Here is a 22,054-nt window from a genome sequence, read left to right on the forward strand (position 1 = left end):
TAACTGATCACCAATCTGATCCAGGCTCTTGTCCACCGTAGCTGATCTGGTTTGGCGGTTTTCCTCGATCTTATCGACCTTGGACGCCAAGCCCTGCACATACATGGCAACGACAATGCCCACCGCGACGATAGACGCCACCGAGGGGACGTTGATCCGAAGCCAGTTGATGTTCACTTCCCGGCTCTGCTGCATGGCATCCTCGCTCAATTCCCCGGCCCCTTATGCACTGAGATAGATTGCGGCTGCGACACAGAGCGCAAAGCCGACGACAAACAGGCAAATGACTATTCTTGCCCTGCGTTCCATTGCCGTATTCCTTCAAGCTTTGCCTCTCGGCAGGTCAGCCCGTCTTCGTTCGTGTCCCCGCGATCCACGAAGTCCTGGGTGATCTCCGGGCCGCCCTTCTTTGCCCATGATTTCGGGCACGTGGGCGCTAGCAGCGACTCCGGGATTTTCTCTCGCACGACCTGCGTCTCGACCACGACCTGCGGCTTAGCGGTCAGCGTACAACCGGCGCAAAGACAGAGGCACAGGAGTGCGGAGGTAATCATGAACGGTCGCATCGGTTTCCTTCAACGCGGTAAGAGCGTCTTTTCTCTCGAGAACAGCCGTCTTGGCGTCGGCAAGCTTCTGTTCCAGTTCGGCGGTGAGCTTGTCGTTGCGGTCATAGGCGGCACGCAGCCGGTTTACGGTGCCTTGCAGCGCCACGTTTGCCTCAACAGCCTTGTCCCTGTCGGAAATGGCCTGCTGCGCTTCCTTGGCTGCGTCTGCCGCTTCTGCGCGGTAGTAGAGCGCAACGCCGCCCAGCCCCATGAACGCCAGCAGCACGGCAAGGGCGATGTAGGCGCGGAGGGTCATGGCTGGCTCCATAGAAAAAGGCGGCCCAAACAAGAGCCGNTGCCGGGCTTGCCCGACCACGCCGCCCAGCCCCATGAACGCCAGCAGCACGGCAAGGGCGATGTAGGCGCGGAGGGTCATGGCTGGCTCCATAGAAAAAGGCGGCCCAAACAAGAGCCGCCTGTTCCGCAGAATAGATCGATAAACTACGCCGCGTTCGCCGTGGGCTGGTCTGCCGCCGTCTTGATCGACGCGAAGTCGAGCAAGTCATACTGGCGGCTCTGCTCAATCATGGCCGGGACCGTTGGCAAGCCAAGCTGGAACCAAAGTTGGCCCGATGCCTTGGCTCCGAACGTCTGACGACATTCTGTGACGAGGCGCACCNCGGCTCTGCTCAATCATGGCCGGGACCGTTGGCAAGCCAAGCTGGAACCAAAGTTGGCCCGATGCCTTGGCTCCGAACGTCTGACGACATTCTGTGACGAGGCGCACCTTCATCCCGTCCGGGTTGGCCGTTTCCTCATGATCTTCGAGGACAAGAGGCTCTGCCGTGTGCTTCGCACCCTTGTAGAAGTGCTTGAAAAGCACCCCGTAGCATTCTCGCTGGTAGAGAATGACCTTCTCACGCACCGCATCGTCCTTGATCCGGGATGAGTCGATGGTGAAAAGCCAACCGTTGACCAGTTCCATCTTGAGGCAAAGGCAATCTTGGCCACCACCAGGACCGAAAGGTGTATGCATGACACATATACCTTCCGACAGAATCGGGTCGCGCTTGACGCGCTGCTCCTGGCCCGACCAGTTCATGCCTATGCTTTCAACGATAGGCTTGAGCGCGACGAACACGCCGTCGTCGTTCTCAAAGCCGTAAAGTTGATCGCCACGAAAGTTGACAGTTACAATCTGTCCCATGTTAATGGGTTCCTTGTGCTTGGAGCGCCCTACGCGCTCCATGGACGCGAGAGGGGGNACGAACACGCCGTCGTCGTTCTCAAAGCCGTAAAGTTGATCGCCACGAAAGTTGACAGTTACAATCTGTCCCATGTTAATGGGTTCCTTGTGCTTGGAGCGCCCTACGCGCTCCATGGACGCGAGAGGGGGAGGTACTTCGGCGTCCAAGCGAAAGGACCTCTCCCCTCTCCACTCCGGGTAGGGACCGGAGCATTCCCGTTTCCGGGAACTCAAATCANATGGACGCGAGAGGGGGAGGTACTTCGGCGTCCAAGCGAAAGGACCTCTCCCCTCTCCACTCCGGGTAGGGACCGGAGCATTCCCGTTTCCGGGAACTCAAATCACGCTTTGTTCTCAAAAAGCTGACAGGAAACAGACTCCCAATGCAAGCCCGCGAGGCCAGTATCGGCGTGAAGATCGGGTATTTGGGGATAACGGGCACAACTCCCGGCTGATATTGCAATGCGATTCATATCGCCAACCACCACCAGAACAGTGCAGCCAAGGCAGCCACGGTGAACAATCCGCCAGCAACGGCGATGAGCGCGGTTTTCATGGAACACCTGCCAGGCAAAAAGATTTTATTTGTCAGAGGTTTATGGTATAAAAAGTGAGCGCGCCGAAGGGGTTGCAGCCCGACGACGCGCTCTAACCAAGCCAACCTGATGAGAGGTCGAAATGGCTGAACTAACTTATGATCATGTATCTGAGGTTCTCAACTACAATCCCAAAACCGGTAAGTTTCGTTGGAAGATTCGATCTGAGCGGTTTTTCAAGTCTGGCGCTGCCGGAGGGCAACTCGCGGCAGCGTTCCGATGGAACAAGATGTATGCAGGCACGGAGGCGCTTAACTGCCCCGGCACGCAAGGATACCTGTCTGGGGCAATCTTTGGGCAGTCGGTCAAGGCGCACAGAGTTGCGTGGCTGTTGGCGACGGGCGAATGGCCATCCGGCGATATAGATCATCTCAACGGCGATCCGGCAGATAATAGAATCTGCAATCTTCGAGACGGGACAACATCTGACAATATGAAGAACCAGCGCCGCTACAAAAACAACAGAAGCGGCCATGTTGGCGTGTCTTTTAGAGGCCGCAACAGCCGTTGGGCCGCCTACATCGACCTTGACGGCACTCGCAGAAATCTTGGCGAATTCAGGACATTGGAAGATGCGATAGCCGCTAGAGAGAAGGCCAGCGCAGAATTGGGTTTCTCTCCCCGTCACGGCATGTCAGATGCCGCTTAGGCAAAGCGCGCGTTCTTTCTGACGGCGTTTTGTCAGCCCCGGCAAACGTATTCCTGCCGCCTTATCCCACATCAGAAGGGCGTCACAAGCGCCATTCAAGTCGCCTTGGTTGGCGCGCTTCGCCATCGAAGATTTGCAGAAAGCGGCGGTGCCAATATTATACGACGCCGAGAGAAACGCGGTGTACGCGCCGTCTGGTATTCTGTCCGGGCGGACAAGGCACTTTCTCATGCCGGTTTCAAATTCCACCAGCCTGTCAGCCAACATCGCCTTGCATTCGGCGGTGGTCTTGTAGTCTCCCATCTTCACGCCGCGCGTTTCCCCGAAGCATAAAGTTGGAATCCCCACTGGATCTCTATAGGCGTAGTTTCGAAGCCCTTCGAAGCCGCCAACGAGCGCCACGGCAGCCGCCGCGAGGGCGGTGTTGCGCTTGAGCCTACTCGTCATGGCCGCCTCCTGAAACGCGGTCCTGTGCCACCAGCCTCGCTATGAAGGCCATGCAGACGCACAGGCCGGAAAGAACGGCGAACGTCGTGGGTGGTACGGGCAGGATGCCATCCAGAAGCGGCAAGGCCACTTCCAGCCCGGACAGGATGCCGGCAAGGAGCAGAAAGCGAATGCTGTACGCATGGCAAAGCACCCGCTTCCAGTTGGAAACGAGACGCATGGTTGGCTCCTTGTTGTTGTCAGAGGTCGTTGCGTGGCGTATCAGCGCGCCAAGGGTTTATTTGTGGGGAACAACGAGTGGGCAAGATCAGCAAGGAACTTCGCAGGTTTTACTTCCGCTTGATGAACACGCTCCATGCTCCCTACGTGTCGAGCAACACCGATTCCGACCCATTCTATGCACTGACTTCGAAGGTGACCGACCTCATCAATGGGTTGGACCGCCCCAAGATTCTCGAAGTTGGCTCCCGTAATGTGACCGGCGATCTGAAGCGCGGATGGTTCCCGAATGCTGGCGAATATGTCGGGATGGACATCCTGGCCGGTGAAAACGTCGATATCGTTGGCGATGCACATCGCCTATCCGAGTACGTTCCGGCAAACCATTTCGACGTCGTCTACTCAGCCTCTGTCTTCGAGCACCTGCTTATCCCTTGGAAAGCCGCTCTCGAAATCAATCGTGTCCTGAAGGTCGGCGGCTACGTCTTCACCGCAACGCATCCGATGTGGCCCGAACATGAAATGCCGTGGGACTTCTGGCGTTTCCCGAAGACCGGCTTCCATTCGCTGTTCAATGAGTTCACCGGCTTCGAACTGATCGAAGTGGCCGAGGGTGTGCCGTGCAAAGTCTACAGCCTGACAAACTCTCCTCCCGCGAAGCGCCTTCACAAGCACGTCGTCAATGGTGGCGTTGCCTGCTTGGCCCGCAAGATCGGCCCCTATCGCGAAGACCTCTTGAAATGGGACATTTCCGCGACTGATGTTCTGGAAACGATGTATCCACCGAAGGACTAGTTAAGGCGCTAGGATCACCGCTGGGTCGAGCCCGATCGCCGTTACCAGCAACATGGCGTCAGGATCGTCGCAGTAGACAACGGGGCGGTCAGGCGCGAACCACCGCGCAAAATACACGGCATTCGACGTGAGCGCGGCATAGGCATCATCCATCTTGCCTGCGTCGATTATCCTGGCTTGTACGGTCGATTTCAGCACCGTCTGGCGAACAGGCTCGGGATCGACATGGACCCATTCCCCGTCTTGCAAGTCGTAATCAGCGCCGGGCTTCAGCGGCACTTCCACGGTGCCTTCGGGGTAGCTTGCAAGCAATTCGGCGTACTGTGTGGTTTCGTGCGTCACGGCTGGGATGACGACTTCCTCACCACCTTCACCGATCTCTATGCGCTCCGGCTCGTCAATGACGGTATAGGGCGTCTTGCTGACATCGATCGCCTGCCAATAGCCACGATCCGGGTGGAAGAATCCGATTTCCATTAGCGAAGCTCCTGCGAGATCGACCCTGATACTATGACCTTGTAGTAGTGGCCGGGAGGTACAACGAAAGAGAAACTGAGCGCTTCGGCCGTTCCGCCCGACATGGCATCTACCCAGGTAGAATTGTCTGTTGAGACCTGCGCCTTCGCGGAGGCGCTCACCCCAAGGCGCCCATAACAAACAATAGGTTTTCCGGTAGTGTTTTGATAGGAAGTGCCAAGTGTTCTTGAAACGGCTTGATGGGTCTGCCCAATCCCTAAGTCCTGCCCGTCGATATATTGCTTGGTCCCGGCATGGAGATTGCTGGACGGATCGCCATCGAGCGTGATCTTGCCCGTCATCGTGCCGCCCGAACGCTGCAACGCACCCGTTATCCGGCTGTCATTACCCGCTGCCGCGGAGTCGACCGTCGTGCCGAGCGTAATCGGCAGGCTCGTCAGCACCCATGCGCCGGCTGCACTGTTGGCAGCGCTGTCATAGTTGACCATATAGCGGCCACCGGCACGAAGATCGCCCGAAGCAAGGGCAACGTCCGCACCACCGATGATCTTGCGGATGGCCTTGGCGCCAACACCCGAGATGTTCAGCGTCGCCGCGCCGGAGTTATTCGATGCGGCTTCGAACGTTACCACGTCCTGATCGGCATAGGCCGCCATCGCCACGGCAGGGGTAATGGTCAGCGCGTTGGCGGAACCGCCGGCAAGCGGGAACTTCAGGCGCGACGTGATGCCAGCCGGGACGGCGACGTTGGCGGTGACATCGATCTCCAGCAGCGGTATCCACGTCGTTCCGTCATAGACCTTGTAAATCCAGATCGGGTCGAGACTGTCATCGAGCCACGTCATGCCGGTGGCCTTATAGGATGGCTCGGCGCTGCCCTTATGGTTGGAATGCAGGGCATTGCGCCAGCTATTCAGGTCCGTCGCCAGCGCCGATCCGCTCTTGGTCGCCGCGTTGATCGTGCCAAAATCTGATTGGCTCATTGAAGCATTCTCCCGTACCCTTTAGCGACGTAGTCGATTGTGCGTTGAACAGGGGTTCCCCCTGCGTCGAAGAATTGGATGCGGAAGCCGTCGGCACCCTTCGATGTGATCGTCTTGCGGTCACCCGTGGCGAGGTCCTGGTCGGCGGTGGCGATGCCGTGCAGCGAGCGGAACGGCGGGATGAAGTCGATATCGAGTCCGACAGCGGGCACCACGATATCCTCCTGCGCGATGACACGATCCGGCATGTCGATCTGGACGCGCAGCATGCGAACGGCCGGCGTGATCATGCTGTAGAAGTCGGGATCGACGCCCGTCGAGCGACCCTCCAGCAAGACACGGAACTCGAAGGCCCGAGCGGTGACATCGCCCACGATGAACGGACGCCATTCGCTCCAGTCATCCAGCGCCGGGTTGACCAGCGTTGTCCGGAACTCAAGCGAGACCTCCCAATCGTCGGGTGAGGAATCGTCCATCACGGCGACATCGGCGAGCGTCACCCAACTGCTCATGACGTTGCCGAGGTTTTCGCCGGTTGCGTCGATCACCGCCGTCAGGCGGCTGGTGAAGACCTCGCCGAGGTCAAGATTGTTGTCGAAGTAGTAGGAACCCGAAACGGCCATTCCAACGCTGTCGGCGTCACCATCGCCGGCATAGAGGCTGACGACATCGGCAAGCGTTTCCCACTTCGCCATGACGTTGTTGGAAAGCAGTCGCAGGATGTCGTTCTCAGCGGCGACATCGATGCGGGTGCCTGCGAATGACGGGTCTTCGGTCAGAAGCTCGACCACGTTCATGCCGGCCAGTTCGGCGATATCGGTGCCGACCGCCGCCGGGTTTTCGCTCTTCAGCCCGGTCGAATAGACAGCCTTGATCAGGTATGTGCCGATCATCGTCGGCACCTGCACGCTGGTCCCGGACACGGGCGGCACCAACACGACAGCCGAGTTCCATTCCAGCGACAGCCCGCCCGTCGGCACGAAGCGGATTTCGTAGGTCAGCGCCGGGCCAAGGATGGCGGACCAGCTCAGCGTCGAGATATCGCCAAGCGTCGAAATCCTGAAGTTCTTCACGTCAGGCGGCGGGTTGAGGATGGAATCGACTGCGAAGCTTGCCGAGACGATCCACCGGGAGACATCGCCATTCCGGAACCGCGTCCTGATCCGGAACGAATAGGTGCCAGGATCAAGACCGCGAACGACGCCAGTCGTCATCGGCGCAAGAACGATCTGCCCCGGCTTCCAGCGCTGCGCCGGATCGGCGTTGTCCCGAAACTCGATCTCGTAGGCTTCGATCTGCCCCAGCGTCGGCGGCGTCCAGTAGAGGTAGACCGCCGCGTAAGTGATCGGCCCTTCCTGATAGACATCCTCGACGAGGCCAAGCCCGCTCGGCGGCTGGGCATAGGGATCGAACGGCACCGAAATCAGGCTGTCGAATGCCGGGATCGGCCCGGTGTCGGCCTGGTTGATTGCGGGAGCATCGTCGACAACGGTCACCCGTGCCGTCAATTCGTCCTGCGGCTCGATGGACAGGATGCGGTAGACGCCGGTTTCGCGTCCAGCCTCGCCGAAGGTGAACAGGTCGCCGGCTTCGGGCATCGTGCCGCTGCCATCGAATACAATGGTAGCCGTTTCACCGGCAGCGGTGATGACCGTTCGCAACGCAATGGACCCGTCCGCCTTGCGGAAGCGCACCGAATAGAGCTTGTCGCCTTCCATGAAGACCGGTTCATCGACCACAATCGACTGAGTTCCAGCGTTGGCGGACTTGACCCTGCCACTGACCAGCCCGACCAACATGACGTCATGGGCAACGCGCACCCTGTCCGCTCGGGTGCAGACCAGATGTTCGAAGTCGGCGAAGAACGTATAAGTCTCAGGCCGGAGCCGGAGCTGCGCGATATGGTAGCGGCCATGCTTCCAGATCAGGTCCGGGTTCGTGACCCCCGGAAAGTTGATGCCCTCGAAACGGGTGGCGTTTTCCGCGGTGTAGCCGTCGTCGTAGACGATCCGCTCATCCTCGCGCCATTCCCGCTTTTCGTTGACAAAGCGAACCCGCCAGGCGTGCGGCAGTTCGCGGAACTCATGTTGTGCCTCAAAGCCCCACGAATTGCGCGGCGTGAACATCTGGACGATGGGGGTGTCTTCTTCGTCCCAAACGACCGACCACTTGCCATCTTTGAAGATGAGTACGGCGCGGCCGGCGGCGCAAATTTCAGCAACGACATCATAGACCGATGCTGCCGTGACGCGCGGCATGTCGTAGGTCCAGCCCTTCATCACACAGAAGTCATGCCAGTCCTGAAGAGCGACGATATCAAGCCCTGCGTCGGCGACGGGACGGGCGTTTGCCGCTCCCTGAAGGACGTGGCGCACAAGATCGGCAGGATTGCGCGATGGCTGGTCATCAACCCATGTCGTGCCGTTCCAAGACTTCACCAACGAGGTGACGATGCCGTTCAGTGTATCCAGCGAGCCGTTGAGCTGCGATGTCGCCTTGATCTTGATCGCCGAGATGCACAGCGGCTTGTCGAAGGTCAGTGGCTCCCCGACGCGGAAACCGCGCAAGGCCGTCCAGTAGCCGTCTTCGGAGATGGTGAAATCCTCGCCCTCGTATTCGGCTTGGGCGCGGGAAATCTCGACTTCATATTGGCCGGCGGCGACGGTAATGGCCTGTGTGAAGCGGCGGGTATCCTGCGTCTGGTCGCGGCAGATCAACTGCGGCAGATCAATCCACGTCGTATCCCCGAACAACCTGTAGCGGATATAGAAACCGACCGCCCAAGGGCCTTTCTTGCCCTTGTCGTTGATCAGGACGATACCGCTGGGGAACACGATATCCATGGTGATGTAAGTGACGTTTTCAGCCGTGGTGCGGCGCTGCCAACCGGCGGAATGCTCAAGCTTGATGTTCAGCGGTTCCTCAACGACCTGCTTCGGATAAAGCGTGGTCGGTGGATCGTCGGGGAAGCCCTGCCGGGTTTCGATCTCGACCTCGTCGTAGGACGAAAGCAACGTTTCGCCGATCTTGATGTCTTCGACCTGAAGCGGGCCATAGCCCCATACGAACAGCAGCCGGAGATACTGGTCGTCGCCGATGGTTTCGGTGTATGGCAGCGCGCCATAGAACGGGCTGATGCGATGCCGGCCAAGAATGACCGGGATCGGTTCGAACGGTGCGGCCTGATTGCGGGCCGTCGCAAGCGAATAGCTTTCCTTCGGCTTTTCGAGCTTCTGCGGCTTCGGCGCGAACAGGAGGTTCAGCAGCAGTTTGGCACCGAACGATATCGCCGACATAACCAGCTTGCCGAGGAACCCTGAGAACAGCCCGCCAAGACTTGAAAACGCTGCCGTCAAAGCACCGAACAGGGGCGCGAGGAAGCCCTGCACGGTCGGGCGCAGCGCAACCGTGGTTCCTGGCTTCGGGCGAACCTTCGACCAAAGCTTGCTCTCGATTGGATGGCCGTCGAGATGGAGCCTGAAGTCTTTCGGCAGCGCCTTGCAGCCCGGCAAGGTGATGACGAGGTCGACAACCTCGGCAAGCGTGGAACCGGCCGGCACATGAAGTTCCGTCCTTGATTCCCGCAGCGGATGGAGCGCGACGACGACGCGCACGTCATCGCGCCGCGTCAGCACCTCACCTTCAAGAATGACGGGAGCGGGAAGTGTGGTCATGCCATCTTCTCGTGACGGAAAAAACCAAGCACGCGGCGACGCAGCCGCATGGAATGATAGCCTTCGATCAGGGAGCCGGCCCCACGCTCGATATGGAGAACGAGGCCTTTGCAGACGACGACGCCGATATGGCGCGGCATGCCAGCCAGGGACATCAGCAGCGCATCGCCGGGGCGTTCCTCGCCGGCCGGGACTTCTGTCCATTCGCTGCGGTGCCCGTTGATGAGACCGGCCACGGCTTCACCGTCGGCGGCGGTCTGGTAGTCGTCACGAAAGCTCGGCAGGACGATGCCGAAGCGCTCGGCGTAGACCATCGCCAGCAAGCCCCAGCAATCCGTGCCTTCGCGGTCCCGGCCCCGATCCAGCCAAGGCAGGCCTACATACTCGTCGAATGTCATGATCGCTAATGCAGTCCGGGGAAGCCGCTGGGATCGAACGCTCGGGCCGGATAAGGCTCATCGGTCAGCGCGTCGATGGAAAGCTCAAGGGTGATGGTGTTGGCGTTGTATTGCGCCCGCACGATATCGAAGGACGGATATTCGATCTCGACATCATCCGGCGACGAGGCAAGGACGATTTCCAGCCGGGCCGTACCGGGCGATGCGATGCCCCTCAAAACCGCGACAAGCTCCCGGCTGACATTCTCGACCATGAGGCGGGCTGCCGGCGCACGTTCGCCAAGATCGTCAGGCAACGACACACCCATGGGACAGAAGATGTAGGTTTCGCCTCGGCTGACTGTGCCGTAGGTCAGCGGCTCTTCGGAAAGCCGTTCTGTCGGATCGCTGCTCAGCCGTAGCGGATCGGGGAACGAAGGATGTTCCAGCGTCAGCAGCGCAACGGATACCTCGCCGGTTTCCTGTGCGTTCATCGCCTCGCGCATGCCGAGTGAAAGCGTACGGCTCATGGCATAACCTCAAGCGACAGGTCCACCGTCCATTTCCTGTGCCCGAAGTAACTCCAGCTCGGCAGCCGGTCGCCGAAGCGAACAAGGATCGGATCGCCTGTCACAGGATCCGGGAAGGTGAAGGGCTGCGTTCCTTTCAATAGCGTCGTCGTGATGAACGTCCGCAGGCTGGCGAGCTGGTCCGTGGTCATGACCACCTTTCCCTGAAGCGGCTCCGGCATCGCCGAAGAACGGCTGCGGACCTTGGGCGGACCGATATCGGGCTGGGAGCGCAGCCGGCCATCGCCAAACGCGCTGCCGTAGCCCTCTGTCAGCACATATTGCGGCAGGGTGAGAGGCCAGGACGCAACCATTACCGACCCTTCAAGACCTTCTGCGCACCGAACTCGCCGCGCAATATGCTGTTGGCCGCCGTGCCGCGCCTGCTGAGTTTTTCAGCCACGACGCGGTCAACCAAAACGTCAATCGATATCGAGCCGTCCGCCTCCCGGCGTTCCTGCGCCTGAACCGCAACGCCGGCATTGTTGTTGATCACGACGTTGACGTTGCTCCCGCCTACAACCTGGCGGGCATGCTCCATCGACTTGAAGACAGGTTCTCCGCGCTTCAGGATGGCCGGCACTTCATCGTTGGCAATGCCGCCATTGTGGTAGCGGGGCGCGTGCTGGAAGATGTTCATGTCTACGCCACCACGAAACCGGGTCGCGTTGCCAGCCGTGCCGCCTTCATGAAACAGGCCGATATAGCCACCGGGGTTGGCGCTGAGCCAAGAGAACGCTGCGGTGCCCGAGAATGCGGAATTCAGACCGCCCCCACCAAACAGGCTGCTGAAGAACCCGCCGATCCCACCGCCACCGCCGCCGGATGGAGCCGCAGGGAACTTGTTCAACGCGCTGCCAAAGGTGGAAAGACCCTGCGTCGCCTGATTGCCGGCCTGCCCAAGGTTGGCGATGCCGGATATCGCTTTGGTCGATCCGGTCGAGAGCTTATCGAGCGCGCCGACGGCCTTCGTCGCCGAACGGTCGATTCCTTCCCATGTCCCGATGCCAGAGTTCTTCGCCCCGTACCACGCGCCCCAACCGTTGGCCTTGGCCTGATCAAGGGCAAAGGCCGTCGATTGCCGCCAGTTCGCAGGATTGGCAGGGTCAAGGCCGGTCTGTTCCATGAACCTGTTGCCAAGGCCCGCGCCGAAACCCGTGCCAGAGCCGCCCTTCAGCAGTTGGAATGGACCAAACGAAGGCTCGCGAACACCGTTCCGGAACAGGTTGGATTGCCAGATGCCAGCGCCAAGGCCTTCCGACCTTGCCACGCGAAGCGCGACGCCCGGATCGATGCCGATAGCAGACGCATATTGCTGGATGAAGCTCGTAGCGTTGCCGACACTATAAGCACCACCAATCGACGAGGTGATTGAACCTATATCTGGCAGCGCAGAGCGGGTGATGGCCCCTGGATCATAATTGTCGTTCGCAGCGCCTATGCCCAGCATGTCGGCAAAGCCCGATTTGGTGCCGAAGCTCGACGCAGCGCCGCCACCGAACAGCAGGCTTAGAAGACCGCCACCTGAAGACCCGCCTTGGCCGCCGGCAATCGCGTTCACCAGCGCGTTGACACCGCTCTCGATGATCTTGTCGAGTGCCTTGTTCAAAGCATTCAGGATTGCGTTGCCCAGCGACTTGCCGAAGCTGTCTCCGCGCAGCAATCCGGCCTGAAAATCGTCGAAGAAGCCTTTCACACCGGCGCGAAGATCGTTGATGCGCTGTATTTCACGCATCTGGCCAGCTTCGGGAGAATCCATCCCAAGTCCGGTACCACGAAGCCGGGATGCGATCTGCTGTTCAAGCGGCGAACGGAAGGCCTGCTGATATTCGAACTGGAGGTCACGGTTCAGATTGGCGCGGGCGATCTCATCGGCGAACTTGCCGTACTCGGCAGCCTTCTGCTTGATGAGCTCGATTTCCTTCTGATCAACGGCAATGCCGTTGCGAGCTGCTTCCTCCTTAAGCTGCTGGGTGCGCTCGAACTCATATCGAAGAGCCGCCTGTTCGCCGGTAGTCTTGCCGATAAGGTCGAGCTCAAGCTGCTGAGAAGCGAGCGACTGGTCCATCGCGCGAATGCGGTCTTGCTGCGCCTCCGTCAGGTTGTGTTCGGCTTCCAGAAGCGCGCGCTTTCCTGCAAGTTCGATGCGCTGCTGGCGCACGGCGTAGGACTCGCCATTGACGGTCCTGGCTTCCTCACGCGCTCGTGCTGCGGCTGCACGTTCTGCCGGCGAGCGCGCGCCCAGCCCACCAATGTCAGCATCGAATGCTCGTTGCCCTGACCGCAAAGCCAAGCGCTCGTCATCCAGATAACGGTTGCGGTCATCTTCCGCACTGCTGCCGATCAACGGGCCACGCTTACCAGCCTCAAGCCGGCGAACGATGCTCTCCAACTCCTTTGCCTTCTCCGCGAGGCTGGCTATCTCCTTGCCAGCAATGATCGCTTCGTCGGCAATCTTTTGCAGGCCTTTAGCCTGGCCGATGCGCTCTATCTCTGCATTGAACGCGACAAGACCTTCAGCGCCGTCGATCTTCAGCTTGTTGATGGCGTCGGCAAAAGGCGCGAACTTTCCCGACACCGAAAATGCATTCTCACCCATGGTCAGGATAGCGTCGGCGGTGTCGCGAAGCAGAGCAGGGTTGTTTGAACTGCCAACAAGTTCGGAAAACAGCCGCTCGACCTCGTCGTTGAACGCCGCGAGGTCGGTCTTTCCGCTCTTCGCGCTTTCGATGAGCGCGGCAATCGGTGCCGCAAACAACTTCTGGTCACCGGAGAGGCTGCTGAGCGCGCCAACGCCACCACCCTTGCCAAACAGGCTTTGCATCCATCCGGAACCGCCGAGGGTGTCCAGCAACGGCCCCATCTGGTCCCGCAACTGTGCCTGTAGCAACGTCTGGGCATTGCGCGCACTGGCGTCGGTGAAGGCGGTGCCGCCAAATGCTCCGAGACGCTTCGACGCCTCGCCGAGTTCGCCGTACTGTTCCTTCAGCAACTGCAGTGTTGAAGAATGCGCCTTCAAGGTTTCGTCGAGCGACTTCGCGCCGTCGCGCCCCTTCATGAACCACTGGATGGTCAAAGCCGCGGCTGCGGTGATACCTATCGAGATCAGGTTGATAGGGCTGAACAGGCCCATGATCGCTGATCCCAGCATTTTCACGGCACCGGTGGCGCCTTGCTCGCCAACAGACGCTTGCATGGCCATGCCGAGCTGGGTGCCTTGCTGCAGCGCAATTGTGGGGATCGACTGCCCCATAGCGGACGTGATTGCGATATCTTGAAACTGACTGGTCGCGTTCAGCGCCGCAAAGTTATTCGTCGGCCGAGCATTGACGTTTGCCGCAGCGAGGCGGGATTGCGCAACACGCGCGCGCTCGGCGGCAATTGCCTGGCCTTCAATTTGCAGATTTGCAGCCTTCACCGCAGTCGCCAACTGCGTTTGCCCCTTAGCTGCTAGCTCCGCATAGTCGGCACTGAGACCGAGCTTCTGGTTCATGCCGACAAGGATACGCTCGGCGCTTTCCATCGAAACTTTGCCGGTTTCCAAGCCGCGGCTGAGCTGGCCAAGGCCCGTAGCAAAGCGCTGCTGCGCTGTGTAGCCTTCGACATATTGCCGGGAAAGACGCGCCAGGACGTCGCCGCCGGTGCTGATCTTGGCGTCGTTCGCCGCCATAGCCTGCGCGACATCGCGAGACGACGCGGCCATCGCCTTGTCGGCCGCAACCTTCTGCTGCGCACCGGCAGTGTATTTGGCCGCGTCGATCTCAGGCGAGACACGCAGCGATGACAACTGAACGGTCAATGGACATCTCGCATCAAATGGCTACGATTCTTCAGAACGGAGGATTTGTTGAATGCGCAGAGTGTTTGAAATGGTTTTAGTTGCGGCCATGCTGGCCGGGATGAGTAGCGCGAGCTGGGGAGCATCGTCCCGATCTGCTCGTTGCGTGGAAATGCTGTCTCTTGTTCAGGCCCTTGCCGACGGAATGAGAAATGTCAGCAACATCGGGTCGCTTGATGCGCTGGTAACGGTTCCAGATGTGCTTACCGGCCCTGAGCGTGAGGCAATGGAGCAGCTAAACGAGACCCACAAGAAGGTCATGCCGCTGGTGAAGCTTTACGCCGTTGATGCCCAAACCGCCGCGACAGCGCTGCGTGAATGTTCCGTGCAATGATGGCTTACGCCGGGTCCTCTTTCCCGACGTACGCCAGCCACTCCGTGTCAATCGCCGTCATGAAGACATGGAACCGGTCGAACGCTTCACCCTCGATGCCATAGCGTCGGGCGTAGGCGTCGAGCGCTATGAACGATATCGGCATCTGTCCACCCATCGCGCCGTAGTGGCGGTCGGAGCGCAGGGCTTGCCACGCATGCCAATAGAATTCATGCCAAGGCTCTTCGCGGGCTTCCCTGGGCCGAACCGGAAGATATTCCCTCTTCACCTCGTTGGGGAATTCATCGGCAAGTTTCGCAAGCCAGCTATCGCGGCCTTTCCGCTCAAGGTCGTAGCGGAAGGCCGCAGCTAGTTTTTTGCCGCTTCCTTGACGAACTCGACCTTACGTTTGCCGACCCGGCCGGCGCACCAATAGATCATGGAGCGCATGATGCGATGCTCTTCGGCAATCAGGATGGTGCCGACGGCATCGGGAGAATAGTCGATGTCCAGTCCGCGCCAGCCAAGCAGCAGATGCTCGACCGCAAGCTGTCCCTCCACACGCGCCGCTTCATCAGGCGGAATGCGGTCGTCGGGATAGTCCTTTTTCAGGCGCTCAAGCGCGTCCTGTCGCGCCACCACGTAATCAGGATAGTTGGTCGACCTGACCAGAAAGGCCAGGCCGGGCAAGGGGGTCTGTTCGAGCGGCTTTTCCGGGTTGAGGCCCGGCCATTCCTTGGGCTCGATCCATTCGCCTTCGCGTTCCTTGGAAAGGTCGGCGGAAAGGCTGGCAAGTTTGATCGTCATGATGCTGGTTCTCCTGCTGGGGAGTGTGCGGGCGAGGTCCAGCAACCCCGCCCGCTATTGCGCGCAATGTCTGTCCCGGTGCTGGCCGGGAAGGCGGCTACTGATAGAACTCCAATCTATCCACGATCAGATGGGCGCTGGTCAGCGGATCGGCGCTGGCCTGTCCGACGAGCGGCAGAACGACATCGGTGTTCTTGGCACCGGCCGATGGCGAGCCATCCGTGAAGGTCACGCGCGGCAGACCAAACACAATCGCCTGGAAGTTCTTGGCGATGCGCGTGTTCATGTTGGTCGGCGTGCCGGCAAAGAGCTTCGACAACAGCGCGTCCGAGCCGAAATAGGTCGGCGCGTTGAACGTCACGTCGAAGCTGCCCATGCCCATGTCTTTCGGACCGACATCCTCTCCGCAATCAAGACCGTTCTTCATACGGATGTTGTTGTTGATGCTGATCTGGAACGACTGGATGAAGTTCGGCCCGCCGATGCATGCGCCGTTTTCCGCGATACGGCCGACATTCACGGCAGCGGCCATCACTGCGTTCGTCGTCGCCGCATCCGGCGAAGCATCGAGCGATGTGGTCGAGCTCGCACCACTCATGCCTGAGAACGTGAACGAGTATTTGGCCTTATCTTCCGTCGTGAAGTTGAACGTGCCTTCCCCGGCGACCATGCCGCGCTGTGCGATGTAGGTCGGCACCGTCTGGCCCATGAAACCCCGTTCGAAGGTCAGGGTCTTCATGTCGACGCCGTTCTTTATCTGGTCGCCGAAGAACACCTGAATGGTCTTCGAGGTGCCGCTGTCCGTGGTCCAGCCTGCGGGCAGATTGTCTAGCGGCAGCTTGGTCGAGGTCGGAGCCGCCGAAATGCGCGCCCATGCCTGCCTGCGGGCAACCGCGCCAGCCGTGACGAGGAACGCGAAGGTCGTTGCATCCGCCGCGCCGCCGATCTTGACCCACTGGCCGACACGAAGGCCGAGTGTCGTGAAATCGAGCGAGGTCGAGCCGAGACCGTCAGCAAGAGCCGTGATGTCGCCGCTTGCGCCCATCAGGCCTACAGTCTTCATCCGGGCCGTGGCCGGCGGAGAAGCTTCCGCGACAAAGCCGGCGCCAAGGAAGGCCGGTGCGGTCGCGCTGCCGGTCGTGCAGCGGAATACACCGTTGTTCTGCGGAGCCGTGAAGCCGGTGAAGCGCACAAGGTGACCGACGGCGAAGGCCGCGCCGGTGGTGACCGTCGCAACGTCGGTTGTGTTGGTCAGCGCCGTGATGACCGAATCCGCCACGCCGTCATTGTCGCGCGATGGCGTATTCAGCCAGGTCGAGCAGAACAGCGATTGGAACCATGACGACAATGGCGAGCCGTCGACGGGGTAGGACAGTTCGCCGTTGATGGGACCGCCGTTCGTCTCGTTGATCTTGGTCGGATCGGCGTTCATGCGATCATCGCGGATTTCATCGGAGGTGACGAAGTTCGGGCGATAGGCAAGGCCTTCGCCGGTGAACCGGGCCTTGCGCATGCGAGGGGTTACAGGCGTAACGCCGAGGGTCGCTTCCTCGACGCAGGTCAGTCGTACGCGATTTGCGTCGCTCATGGGACGATCTCCAGTGTTAGCGCTTCAGGTGGTTGCCAGTCAGTCCTTGGCGGGCTTCTTGGCGTTGGGCAGTTTCTCGATGTAGCCGGCCTTGGCGAGGCCATCGAAGGTGTGAGGCGTCAGGTCATCGGTCGGCGACACACGGTCATCGGCGGAAAACCGGCGAACGGCGGTGTGGAATGGCTTCAACACGGTTGCCATCATTCATCCCTTTCAAAGTTCACGGTTGCGGTCATCGCGTAGTAGCCGGCGAAGGCTCGGCCGGGATCGCCAGCGCCTATCGAGGCGTCGAGAAACGACACGCCGGCAATGTCCTGCCCCCGGAAAAGTCCGGCGATCTGCGACGCCAGCGAACGGGCTTCCCTGCTTCCCGTCCCATTCGGCGTCATGACGTGGAAGTCGGCCTGTCCGCCCTCTCGCCACAGATTGTTGTCGCGTGGCTCGTCGCCAATTGAAGCCTGTCCGAAGAAGTCCCCGAACACCTCGACATAGATGAACGGTGCCGGCGTCTCGGGCAGGTCGAAAGCGTCGTTTTCAAAAACCACGGGCGTCGTGGTCCACCGATCCGCTATCTGGTCAACGATCACGTCGAAGGCTTCGGGACTGGCCATCAGGACACCGGATTGATGATGATCGACGGATAGCTGAGGACGCCGGATTTGCGGCTGATGCGGTCCCTGCTGCGACGCGTTTTCAGGTGATAGGGCATCGACGGGTGCAGGCCGGCACGAACGTCCAGAAACTTGCTCTCAAAGGTGAAGGCTCCCCGAAACCTGTTTGCCAGAACGCGGGCTGTACCCCTGAACAGCCGCAACTCCGGAATACCGAGACGCCCCACTTCCGCCTTGCGCACATAAGGCTGGAAATTGGTGATGATGACTTCCGCGTCCGCCCTGATCTTGGTGAAGTCGGTGACGACAGTCCTGCCACCTGCAATGACGATGTAGGAGGAATCGAACCGGCCGGAACGTGGGCGAGGCCCCCTCTTCTTCAGTTCATCGAGCGCCGCCACGATGACCATCGGCCAGTTGGTGAACTCGTAGACGATGGAGCCCGGCGCTTGGTAGCTTTCCTCGACTGCCCCTTGCCGTCCGTTGACGAAGCGTTCGAACGTCGGGCTGGCGATGCCTTCGGAAATGACCCTCGCCAGCTCCTTGCGGGCAAATGTAGCCACGGCCCTGTTGATTTCCGCAGGCTCAAGCGATGCGGTCGCGACCTTAAGGTCACGTTCGAAGAACTCGAAACCGGTTGCCATGATCTAACCCGCTACCATCAGGTTCATGCGGACAAGCACGCCCTGCACGAAGATCGGGCCGGGATGGTCGATGTTCCGTTCGCGCCCCTGGATGACGATCTTGTCGTCCTTTTTGAGCGGCAGCAGCGAGGCGAGGCCTGTAGGGCTGAGCACCACCCTCGAATGCGTCGCCTTGATGTCGCCGACCATCTCTTCCGGCTTAACCGCGCGCACCGCTGCCGGCACATTCTCAATGTCCGTCTTGGGCCGTGGCGTCCCCGACGAGGCCATGTAGCGGCGCACGGTCACTTTCTCCCCCGCCCGAAGCAGTGAAGCGTCCAGATCGGCTATGATCGATTCCGGGTTCATTTCGTCTTGCACCGGAGAACCGCTGTTTCGTCATAGGTCCGCCCGCCGGCCGTCGTGATGCGGTTGGTCAAGCGATACGTCTCACCGTCCGTTCCGCCAGAAAGCCAGATCGTGGTGGTGTCGTCGGTAAAGGTGTCGCTGTCCTTGGTGAGGCCAGTGGGCATGAGCCACACCGATGTGCCGATAGTGTCGGTCAGGAGAAGGTCAGCCCACACCAGCCCGAAATCCTTGATCTCGTCGGGGTCCTTCACAGCTTGCCATTTTGTCGTCATGCCGCAGCAGCCCTTCGATTTTCGCTCGCAACACGGGCAAAGCGCTGTTCCGCCGCTACACGGCCAAACCGGCTTTCCGGTTGAACGCGTGCAAACCTGATTTCAGCCACGATGCGGCCAAGCCGGTCGCTTGGCGTGGGGTATACAGGCGGCGGCAGGGCAGAGATTGCGCCGGTCGCCGTGACCGTATCGTCCGCTTCGGCAACGGCGGCATCGCCGGTGATCGCCAGCGAGGCATCGGCCCCGACAGTGTCACCGTCTTCGGCAATGGTGCCCTGCCCGGTTAGGGAAAGGCTGCCAGCTCCTGCAACTGTGTCGTCGCCTTCCTGGACCGAACCTGCAGCGCTGATATCCAGCGCTGCCGTGGATGCGACAATGTCGCCCTCTTCCGAGACGGTACCGAAGCCTGCAAGATCAAGCGTTCCCGTCGCAGAAACGATGTCGTCGTCTTCGGTGACAGACGCCGAGCCGGCGATCCCACCGCCCGAGGTCGCTACGACAACGTCGTCATCCTCTGCAATGTCCGCCGCGCCGGTGATGGCGAGCGTTGCGCCCGAGCTTACGCCGTCATCATCTTCAAGAACCGACCCAGCGCCCGCGATATCCAGCGTGGCGGCAGATGAAACGCCATCGTCGTCTTCAACAACGGCGGCAGCGCCGGCCAGGTCGACGGTGCCCGTTCCTGATACTGTGTCGCCTTCCTCGCTGATCGTCGCCGAACCGGAAACGTCCAGAGCGCCAGTTGCAGCGGCGGTGTCGTCTTGCTCTGTGACGGTCGCCGATCCCGACAGGTCGAGCGCGCCGGTGCCGGAAGCGGTATCGTCCCCTTCATTGACCGAAGCAGCGCCCTGAACGTCGAGCGTTCCGGTCCCCGTCGCAGTGTCCGAGGCTTCCGTGATCGACGACGCACCGGCGATGTCCAGGGTGCCGGTACCCGAAGCCGTGTCCGCATCTTCGGTAATCGAAGCGGAGCCAGATATCCCGCTACCGCCGCTCGCCTTCTTGAAGGCGATGATCATGGCGGAATGGGATTGCTTGGTGAACGGGAACGACGCCGACGTGTTGTAGGCCGTCGAACCGTTGGCCGTTACGTCCAGGTAGGCACCGCCGATATTGTCGCGTGTTCCGGTTGCTGAAACCGGGCCAGATGACCCTGTGTGAGTAAAGCCGTTGGTGAAGCCCGTAAGGTCGCCCGACATATCGCCCGACGAGTTGGACGAACCGAACGCAGTCAGGACAAGCCGGTCGCCAGCGGAAGGAGTAATGTTCGGCGTCGTGGCGCTTCCGGCGCTCGATATGGCCAGTGTGCCGTTTGACGTGTCGTAGGGTGAACCGTCAAACGGCCCTGCATATTCCTCCATCACCCACGACGAATTCGCAGCAGACCCGATGGTGTAGTTTACGCTGGTTTCACCAGTTGAGATTTTCCACCAGAAATACCCACCGTGGTAGGTCTCCTGCTTCATCCCGGTCGATTGCGTCCAACCAGACGGTGGGGAAGCCGCGTAATCGTCCGCCGCCACCTTCAGCGTCAGCAGGTTGCCAGCCGTGGAGGCCGAACCAAGTGACGCCGTTACCGTGGCAAGGGTCGATGTCCCCTCTGCGGATTTGACCGGGGCAGCCATCTACCGACCCTTCCTGGCCGATCAGGCATTGCCGGCGGCGCGGCTGTAACCCGTGATCGTGAAGTTCTGGCCAGCGGCAAACGAAGTGTTGTCGACGGTGAGGTCCCCGCCGCCACCAGTTGCGGTAACGCTGCCCTGCTCATGGCAGGTTACGCCGTCTGAGGCATAAATGCGATAGTGCGCCGCCGTGCCGGTCGCATCGGCGCTGCTGTCCTGCCAAGTGCCGGATTTGGCCTTGGTGCCGCTCGATGCGTTGGCCATCCAGTCGGACGGAAGTGTCAAGCTGGCAAGCACCGTTCCGGCATCGGCAGCGGCGCAGTTTGCTGGCTGCGCCCCTGTCCTGATCTTCAGGATAGGCGACGTGCCGACGGTGGTTTCAAAGGCGTCGAGTCTTGCATTGCGCACGGCAACCGAGTTCTGGACGGTCATTGCATTCTCCTTCAATAAACGCGGAGGGTGGACAGCAGTCGGTCGCAGGTGCGCTCGACGATGTTGCTCGCTTGGTCAGACAGGGTGAATTGCCGCGTCTCGACGTCCGGTATCTCGACCGAGCGGAGGTAGAGGCTTTCCACGGAAAGGGATTTGAGGTGCTGCACCGACAGGATGATGGCCTGCCGCGCGCGTTCGGGTACTTCACCCGTTTTGCCTGCCCCGCTGCCGTTGTAGCCGGCCTGATAGACGACACGCACAGCGTCGGGAGTGCATTGCGTCGCCGGGAAGGAATAGCCCAGCCCGAACCAGACACGCTTATCGGCAAACCGGTAATCGGCCTCGTCGATGGTCCGTTCGATCCCGTCGCGGTCCAGATAGTTGATGGAAACAACCTTGATGACAGGCGGGAATGGCAGGAGGAAATTCCAGCCACAGAACCCCGGCATGGTGAGTTCAAGGGTCTGCGGCCCGAGACACCGGCCCAGCCATCCGGTCGGGCCGTCGATCTCTTCGGTCACCGCCGCAATCATCGCCGCCACCGTGGCGTCACCGCCCGAGTGAGAGCCGGCAATATCGGACGGCTCCACAATCGGATCAGGTGGAATGATCACGCGAACGGTCATGGGCTTAGTCGATCAGGAAGATGAACTTGCCGGTCTTGGCGTTGCCGCCCTGAGCCAGCACGATCTTGATGCGGTCGTTGCCGAGACCAATCTTGTCCTGAACGGCAGTGCCGCCCGAGGCAAAGAGGGAAGCCGTGCCGTCGGCTGCTTGTGTGGCCGCGCGCGGATAGGCAGTGAAGCCGGCCGCGACGTTGGTTCGGGAAACCAACGCTTCGCCGGTGGCTTCCGCGGTAATGGTCATGTCGACCGTGTTCGGATAGGCGTTGGCTCCATCCGGCACATAGACGGCGCTGTGAAGCTTGCCGCTGATGCGGGGCGAATAGGCGGTGGCGCTGCCGTCTGCGGCAGTCGTAACGCTGAGTGTAGCGCGGCGCAT

26 protein-coding genes and 1 pseudogene are annotated in these 22,054 nt (G+C 60.4%); 3 read left to right on the forward strand and 24 right to left on the reverse strand.

Going from position 1 to position 22,054, the window contains the following annotated elements; translation table 11 throughout:
* The 3 genes and pseudogenes from ASD50_RS03410 to ASD50_RS24200 form a co-directional block, all read right to left on the reverse strand.
* Positions 1-210 (reverse strand): hypothetical protein (locus ASD50_RS03410; protein WP_156464921.1); only part of this gene is annotated, 210 nt, incomplete at its 3' end.
* Positions 211-495: 285 nt separating this feature from the next.
* The gene (locus ASD50_RS03420) at positions 496-861 is read right to left on the reverse strand and encodes a hypothetical protein (RefSeq protein WP_210168923.1); all 366 of its coding nucleotides are present in this window, start codon (positions 859-861) and stop codon (positions 496-498) included.
* 364 nt (positions 862-1,225) lie between these two features.
* Positions 1,226-1,794, reverse strand: a pseudogene (locus ASD50_RS24200) (phage antirepressor N-terminal domain-containing protein); the annotation flags it as partial.
* A gap of 675 nt (positions 1,795-2,469) precedes the next feature.
* On the opposite strand from ASD50_RS24200, the gene ASD50_RS03430 reads away from it, so the two are divergent.
* On the forward strand, positions 2,470-3,036 hold the full coding sequence (locus ASD50_RS03430; RefSeq protein WP_056236228.1) for an HNH endonuclease signature motif containing protein: 567 nt from the start codon (positions 2,470-2,472) through the stop codon (positions 3,034-3,036).
* Here the strand turns inward: ASD50_RS03430 and ASD50_RS03435 are convergent.
* Positions 3,022-3,483, reverse strand: coding sequence for a lysozyme (locus ASD50_RS03435; protein WP_056236230.1), 462 nt, complete (start codon positions 3,481-3,483; stop codon positions 3,022-3,024). The two genes, ASD50_RS03430 and ASD50_RS03435, sit on opposite strands and share 15 nt — an antisense overlap.
* Entirely contained in the window at positions 3,473-3,703 is a 231-nt protein-coding gene (locus tag ASD50_RS03440; RefSeq protein ID WP_056236234.1) for a hypothetical protein, read from the reverse strand. The genes ASD50_RS03435 and ASD50_RS03440 overlap by 11 nt, the downstream gene beginning before the upstream one ends.
* Before the next feature lie 77 nt (positions 3,704-3,780).
* On the opposite strand from ASD50_RS03440, the gene ASD50_RS03445 reads away from it, so the two are divergent.
* Positions 3,781-4,497: a class I SAM-dependent methyltransferase gene (locus tag ASD50_RS03445; protein WP_056236237.1), complete on the forward strand. Its 717-nt coding sequence runs from the start codon at positions 3,781-3,783 to the stop codon at positions 4,495-4,497.
* On the opposite strand, the gene ASD50_RS03450 is transcribed toward ASD50_RS03445, so the two are convergent.
* The 7 genes from ASD50_RS03450 to ASD50_RS03480 are packed head-to-tail and all read right to left on the reverse strand — an operon-like array spanning position 4,498 to position 14,376.
* Positions 4,498-4,974 (reverse strand): hypothetical protein, encoded by a 477-nt coding sequence (locus tag ASD50_RS03450; RefSeq protein WP_056236241.1) that lies wholly within the window; start codon positions 4,972-4,974, stop codon positions 4,498-4,500.
* Positions 4,974-5,957: a hypothetical protein gene (locus tag ASD50_RS03455; protein WP_056236245.1), complete on the reverse strand. Its 984-nt coding sequence runs from the start codon at positions 5,955-5,957 to the stop codon at positions 4,974-4,976. The genes ASD50_RS03450 and ASD50_RS03455 overlap by 1 nt, the downstream gene beginning before the upstream one ends.
* Positions 5,954-9,631 (reverse strand): host specificity factor TipJ family phage tail protein, encoded by a 3,678-nt coding sequence (locus tag ASD50_RS03460; RefSeq protein ID WP_056236250.1) that lies wholly within the window; start codon positions 9,629-9,631, stop codon positions 5,954-5,956. The genes ASD50_RS03455 and ASD50_RS03460 overlap by 4 nt, the downstream gene beginning before the upstream one ends.
* The gene (locus tag ASD50_RS03465) at positions 9,628-10,029 is read right to left on the reverse strand and encodes an NlpC/P60 family protein (protein ID WP_056236252.1); all 402 of its coding nucleotides are present in this window, start codon (positions 10,027-10,029) and stop codon (positions 9,628-9,630) included. Before ASD50_RS03465 ends, ASD50_RS03460 begins: the two co-directional genes overlap by 4 nt.
* A gap of 5 nt (positions 10,030-10,034) precedes the next feature.
* Positions 10,035-10,538 carry a DUF1833 family protein gene (locus tag ASD50_RS03470; protein WP_056236256.1) on the reverse strand — a complete coding sequence of 168 codons (504 nt, stop codon included), beginning with the start codon at positions 10,536-10,538 and terminating at the stop codon, positions 10,035-10,037.
* Entirely contained in the window at positions 10,535-10,891 is a 357-nt protein-coding gene (locus tag ASD50_RS03475; protein WP_056236261.1) for a hypothetical protein, read from the reverse strand. Before ASD50_RS03475 ends, ASD50_RS03470 begins: the two co-directional genes overlap by 4 nt.
* Entirely contained in the window at positions 10,891-14,376 is a 3,486-nt protein-coding gene (locus tag ASD50_RS03480) for a phage tail length tape measure family protein (protein ID WP_056236266.1), read from the reverse strand. The genes ASD50_RS03475 and ASD50_RS03480 overlap by 1 nt, the downstream gene beginning before the upstream one ends.
* Positions 14,377-14,428: 52 nt before the next feature.
* Between ASD50_RS03480 and ASD50_RS03485 the strand changes: the two genes are divergently transcribed.
* Complete coding sequence (locus ASD50_RS03485; protein ID WP_056236269.1) at positions 14,429-14,749, forward strand: hypothetical protein; 321 nt, start codon at positions 14,429-14,431, stop codon at positions 14,747-14,749.
* Positions 14,750-14,753: 4 nt separating this feature from the next.
* Here the strand turns inward: ASD50_RS03485 and ASD50_RS03490 are convergent, their stop codons facing one another.
* The 12 genes from ASD50_RS03490 to ASD50_RS03540 form a co-directional block, all read right to left on the reverse strand.
* Positions 14,754-15,017 carry a hypothetical protein gene (locus ASD50_RS03490; protein WP_056236272.1) on the reverse strand — a complete coding sequence of 88 codons (264 nt, stop codon included), beginning with the start codon at positions 15,015-15,017 and terminating at the stop codon, positions 14,754-14,756.
* Positions 15,018-15,097: 80 nt separating this feature from the next.
* Positions 15,098-15,535 carry a hypothetical protein gene (locus ASD50_RS03495; RefSeq protein ID WP_056236275.1) on the reverse strand — a complete coding sequence of 146 codons (438 nt, stop codon included), beginning with the start codon at positions 15,533-15,535 and terminating at the stop codon, positions 15,098-15,100.
* 97 nt (positions 15,536-15,632) lie between these two features.
* The gene (locus ASD50_RS03500; RefSeq protein WP_082549474.1) at positions 15,633-17,123 is read right to left on the reverse strand and encodes a phage tail tube protein; all 1,491 of its coding nucleotides are present in this window, start codon (positions 17,121-17,123) and stop codon (positions 15,633-15,635) included.
* A gap of 39 nt (positions 17,124-17,162) precedes the next feature.
* The gene (locus tag ASD50_RS22900) at positions 17,163-17,324 is read right to left on the reverse strand and encodes a hypothetical protein (RefSeq protein WP_156464923.1); all 162 of its coding nucleotides are present in this window, start codon (positions 17,322-17,324) and stop codon (positions 17,163-17,165) included.
* Positions 17,324-17,734, reverse strand: coding sequence for a hypothetical protein (locus ASD50_RS03505; RefSeq protein ID WP_056236282.1), 411 nt, complete (start codon positions 17,732-17,734; stop codon positions 17,324-17,326). The genes ASD50_RS22900 and ASD50_RS03505 overlap by 1 nt, the downstream gene beginning before the upstream one ends.
* The gene (locus ASD50_RS03510; protein ID WP_056236289.1) at positions 17,734-18,378 is read right to left on the reverse strand and encodes a hypothetical protein; all 645 of its coding nucleotides are present in this window, start codon (positions 18,376-18,378) and stop codon (positions 17,734-17,736) included. The genes ASD50_RS03505 and ASD50_RS03510 overlap by 1 nt, the downstream gene beginning before the upstream one ends.
* 3 nt (positions 18,379-18,381) lie before the next feature.
* A complete protein-coding gene (locus tag ASD50_RS03515; protein ID WP_056236294.1) occupies positions 18,382-18,726 on the reverse strand; it encodes a hypothetical protein in 345 nt (114 codons plus the stop codon).
* Positions 18,723-18,998: a hypothetical protein gene (locus ASD50_RS03520; RefSeq protein WP_056236297.1), complete on the reverse strand. Its 276-nt coding sequence runs from the start codon at positions 18,996-18,998 to the stop codon at positions 18,723-18,725. Before ASD50_RS03520 ends, ASD50_RS03515 begins: the two co-directional genes overlap by 4 nt.
* Positions 18,995-20,623: a hypothetical protein gene (locus ASD50_RS03525; protein ID WP_056236301.1), complete on the reverse strand. Its 1,629-nt coding sequence runs from the start codon at positions 20,621-20,623 to the stop codon at positions 18,995-18,997. Before ASD50_RS03525 ends, ASD50_RS03520 begins: the two co-directional genes overlap by 4 nt.
* 21 nt (positions 20,624-20,644) lie before the next feature.
* A complete protein-coding gene (locus ASD50_RS03530) occupies positions 20,645-21,052 on the reverse strand; it encodes a hypothetical protein (protein WP_056236303.1) in 408 nt (135 codons plus the stop codon).
* 11 nt (positions 21,053-21,063) lie between these two features.
* Positions 21,064-21,678, reverse strand: coding sequence for a hypothetical protein (locus ASD50_RS03535; protein ID WP_056236305.1), 615 nt, complete (start codon positions 21,676-21,678; stop codon positions 21,064-21,066).
* A gap of 4 nt (positions 21,679-21,682) precedes the next feature.
* On the reverse strand, positions 21,683-22,054 hold the full coding sequence (locus tag ASD50_RS03540; RefSeq protein WP_056236308.1) for a hypothetical protein: 372 nt from the start codon (positions 22,052-22,054) through the stop codon (positions 21,683-21,685).

Source organism: Mesorhizobium sp. Root552, from assembly GCF_001427285.1.
GTDB lineage: Bacteria > Pseudomonadota > Alphaproteobacteria > Rhizobiales > Rhizobiaceae > Mesorhizobium.

What these genes read in the sequence shown, in the direction of transcription:
- ASD50_RS03420 (WP_210168923.1), bottom strand. Translation starts at nt 861, where the DNA reads ATGACCCTCCGCGCCTACATCGCCCTTGCCGTGCTGCTGGCGTTCATG.
- ASD50_RS03430 (WP_056236228.1), top strand. Translation starts at nt 2,470, where the DNA reads ATGGCTGAACTAACTTATGATCATGTATCTGAGGTTCTCAACTACAAT.
- ASD50_RS03435 (WP_056236230.1), bottom strand. Translation starts at nt 3,483, where the DNA reads ATGACGAGTAGGCTCAAGCGCAACACCGCCCTCGCGGCGGCTGCCGTG.
- ASD50_RS03440 (WP_056236234.1), bottom strand. Translation starts at nt 3,703, where the DNA reads ATGCGTCTCGTTTCCAACTGGAAGCGGGTGCTTTGCCATGCGTACAGC.
- ASD50_RS03450 (WP_056236241.1), bottom strand. Translation starts at nt 4,974, where the DNA reads ATGGAAATCGGATTCTTCCACCCGGATCGTGGCTATTGGCAGGCGATC.
- ASD50_RS03455 (WP_056236245.1), bottom strand. Translation starts at nt 5,957, where the DNA reads ATGAGCCAATCAGATTTTGGCACGATCAACGCGGCGACCAAGAGCGGA.
- ASD50_RS03460 (WP_056236250.1), bottom strand. Translation starts at nt 9,631, where the DNA reads ATGACCACACTTCCCGCTCCCGTCATTCTTGAAGGTGAGGTGCTGACG.
- ASD50_RS03465 (WP_056236252.1), bottom strand. Translation starts at nt 10,029, where the DNA reads ATGACATTCGACGAGTATGTAGGCCTGCCTTGGCTGGATCGGGGCCGG.
- ASD50_RS03470 (WP_056236256.1), bottom strand. Translation starts at nt 10,538, where the DNA reads ATGAGCCGTACGCTTTCACTCGGCATGCGCGAGGCGATGAACGCACAG.
- ASD50_RS03475 (WP_056236261.1), bottom strand. Translation starts at nt 10,891, where the DNA reads ATGGTTGCGTCCTGGCCTCTCACCCTGCCGCAATATGTGCTGACAGAG.
- ASD50_RS03485 (WP_056236269.1), top strand. Translation starts at nt 14,429, where the DNA reads ATGCGCAGAGTGTTTGAAATGGTTTTAGTTGCGGCCATGCTGGCCGGG.
- ASD50_RS03495 (WP_056236275.1), bottom strand. Translation starts at nt 15,535, where the DNA reads ATGACGATCAAACTTGCCAGCCTTTCCGCCGACCTTTCCAAGGAACGC.
- ASD50_RS03500 (WP_082549474.1), bottom strand. Translation starts at nt 17,123, where the DNA reads ATGAGCGACGCAAATCGCGTACGACTGACCTGCGTCGAGGAAGCGACC.
- ASD50_RS22900 (WP_156464923.1), bottom strand. Translation starts at nt 17,324, where the DNA reads ATGGCAACCGTGTTGAAGCCATTCCACACCGCCGTTCGCCGGTTTTCC.
- ASD50_RS03505 (WP_056236282.1), bottom strand. Translation starts at nt 17,734, where the DNA reads ATGGCCAGTCCCGAAGCCTTCGACGTGATCGTTGACCAGATAGCGGAT.
- ASD50_RS03510 (WP_056236289.1), bottom strand. Translation starts at nt 18,378, where the DNA reads ATGGCAACCGGTTTCGAGTTCTTCGAACGTGACCTTAAGGTCGCGACC.
- ASD50_RS03515 (WP_056236294.1), bottom strand. Translation starts at nt 18,726, where the DNA reads ATGAACCCGGAATCGATCATAGCCGATCTGGACGCTTCACTGCTTCGG.
- ASD50_RS03520 (WP_056236297.1), bottom strand. Translation starts at nt 18,998, where the DNA reads ATGACGACAAAATGGCAAGCTGTGAAGGACCCCGACGAGATCAAGGAT.
- ASD50_RS03525 (WP_056236301.1), bottom strand. Translation starts at nt 20,623, where the DNA reads ATGGCTGCCCCGGTCAAATCCGCAGAGGGGACATCGACCCTTGCCACG.
- ASD50_RS03530 (WP_056236303.1), bottom strand. Translation starts at nt 21,052, where the DNA reads ATGACCGTCCAGAACTCGGTTGCCGTGCGCAATGCAAGACTCGACGCC.
- ASD50_RS03535 (WP_056236305.1), bottom strand. Translation starts at nt 21,678, where the DNA reads ATGACCGTTCGCGTGATCATTCCACCTGATCCGATTGTGGAGCCGTCC.
- ASD50_RS03540 (WP_056236308.1), bottom strand. Translation starts at nt 22,054, where the DNA reads ATGCGCCGCGCTACACTCAGCGTTACGACTGCCGCAGACGGCAGCGCC.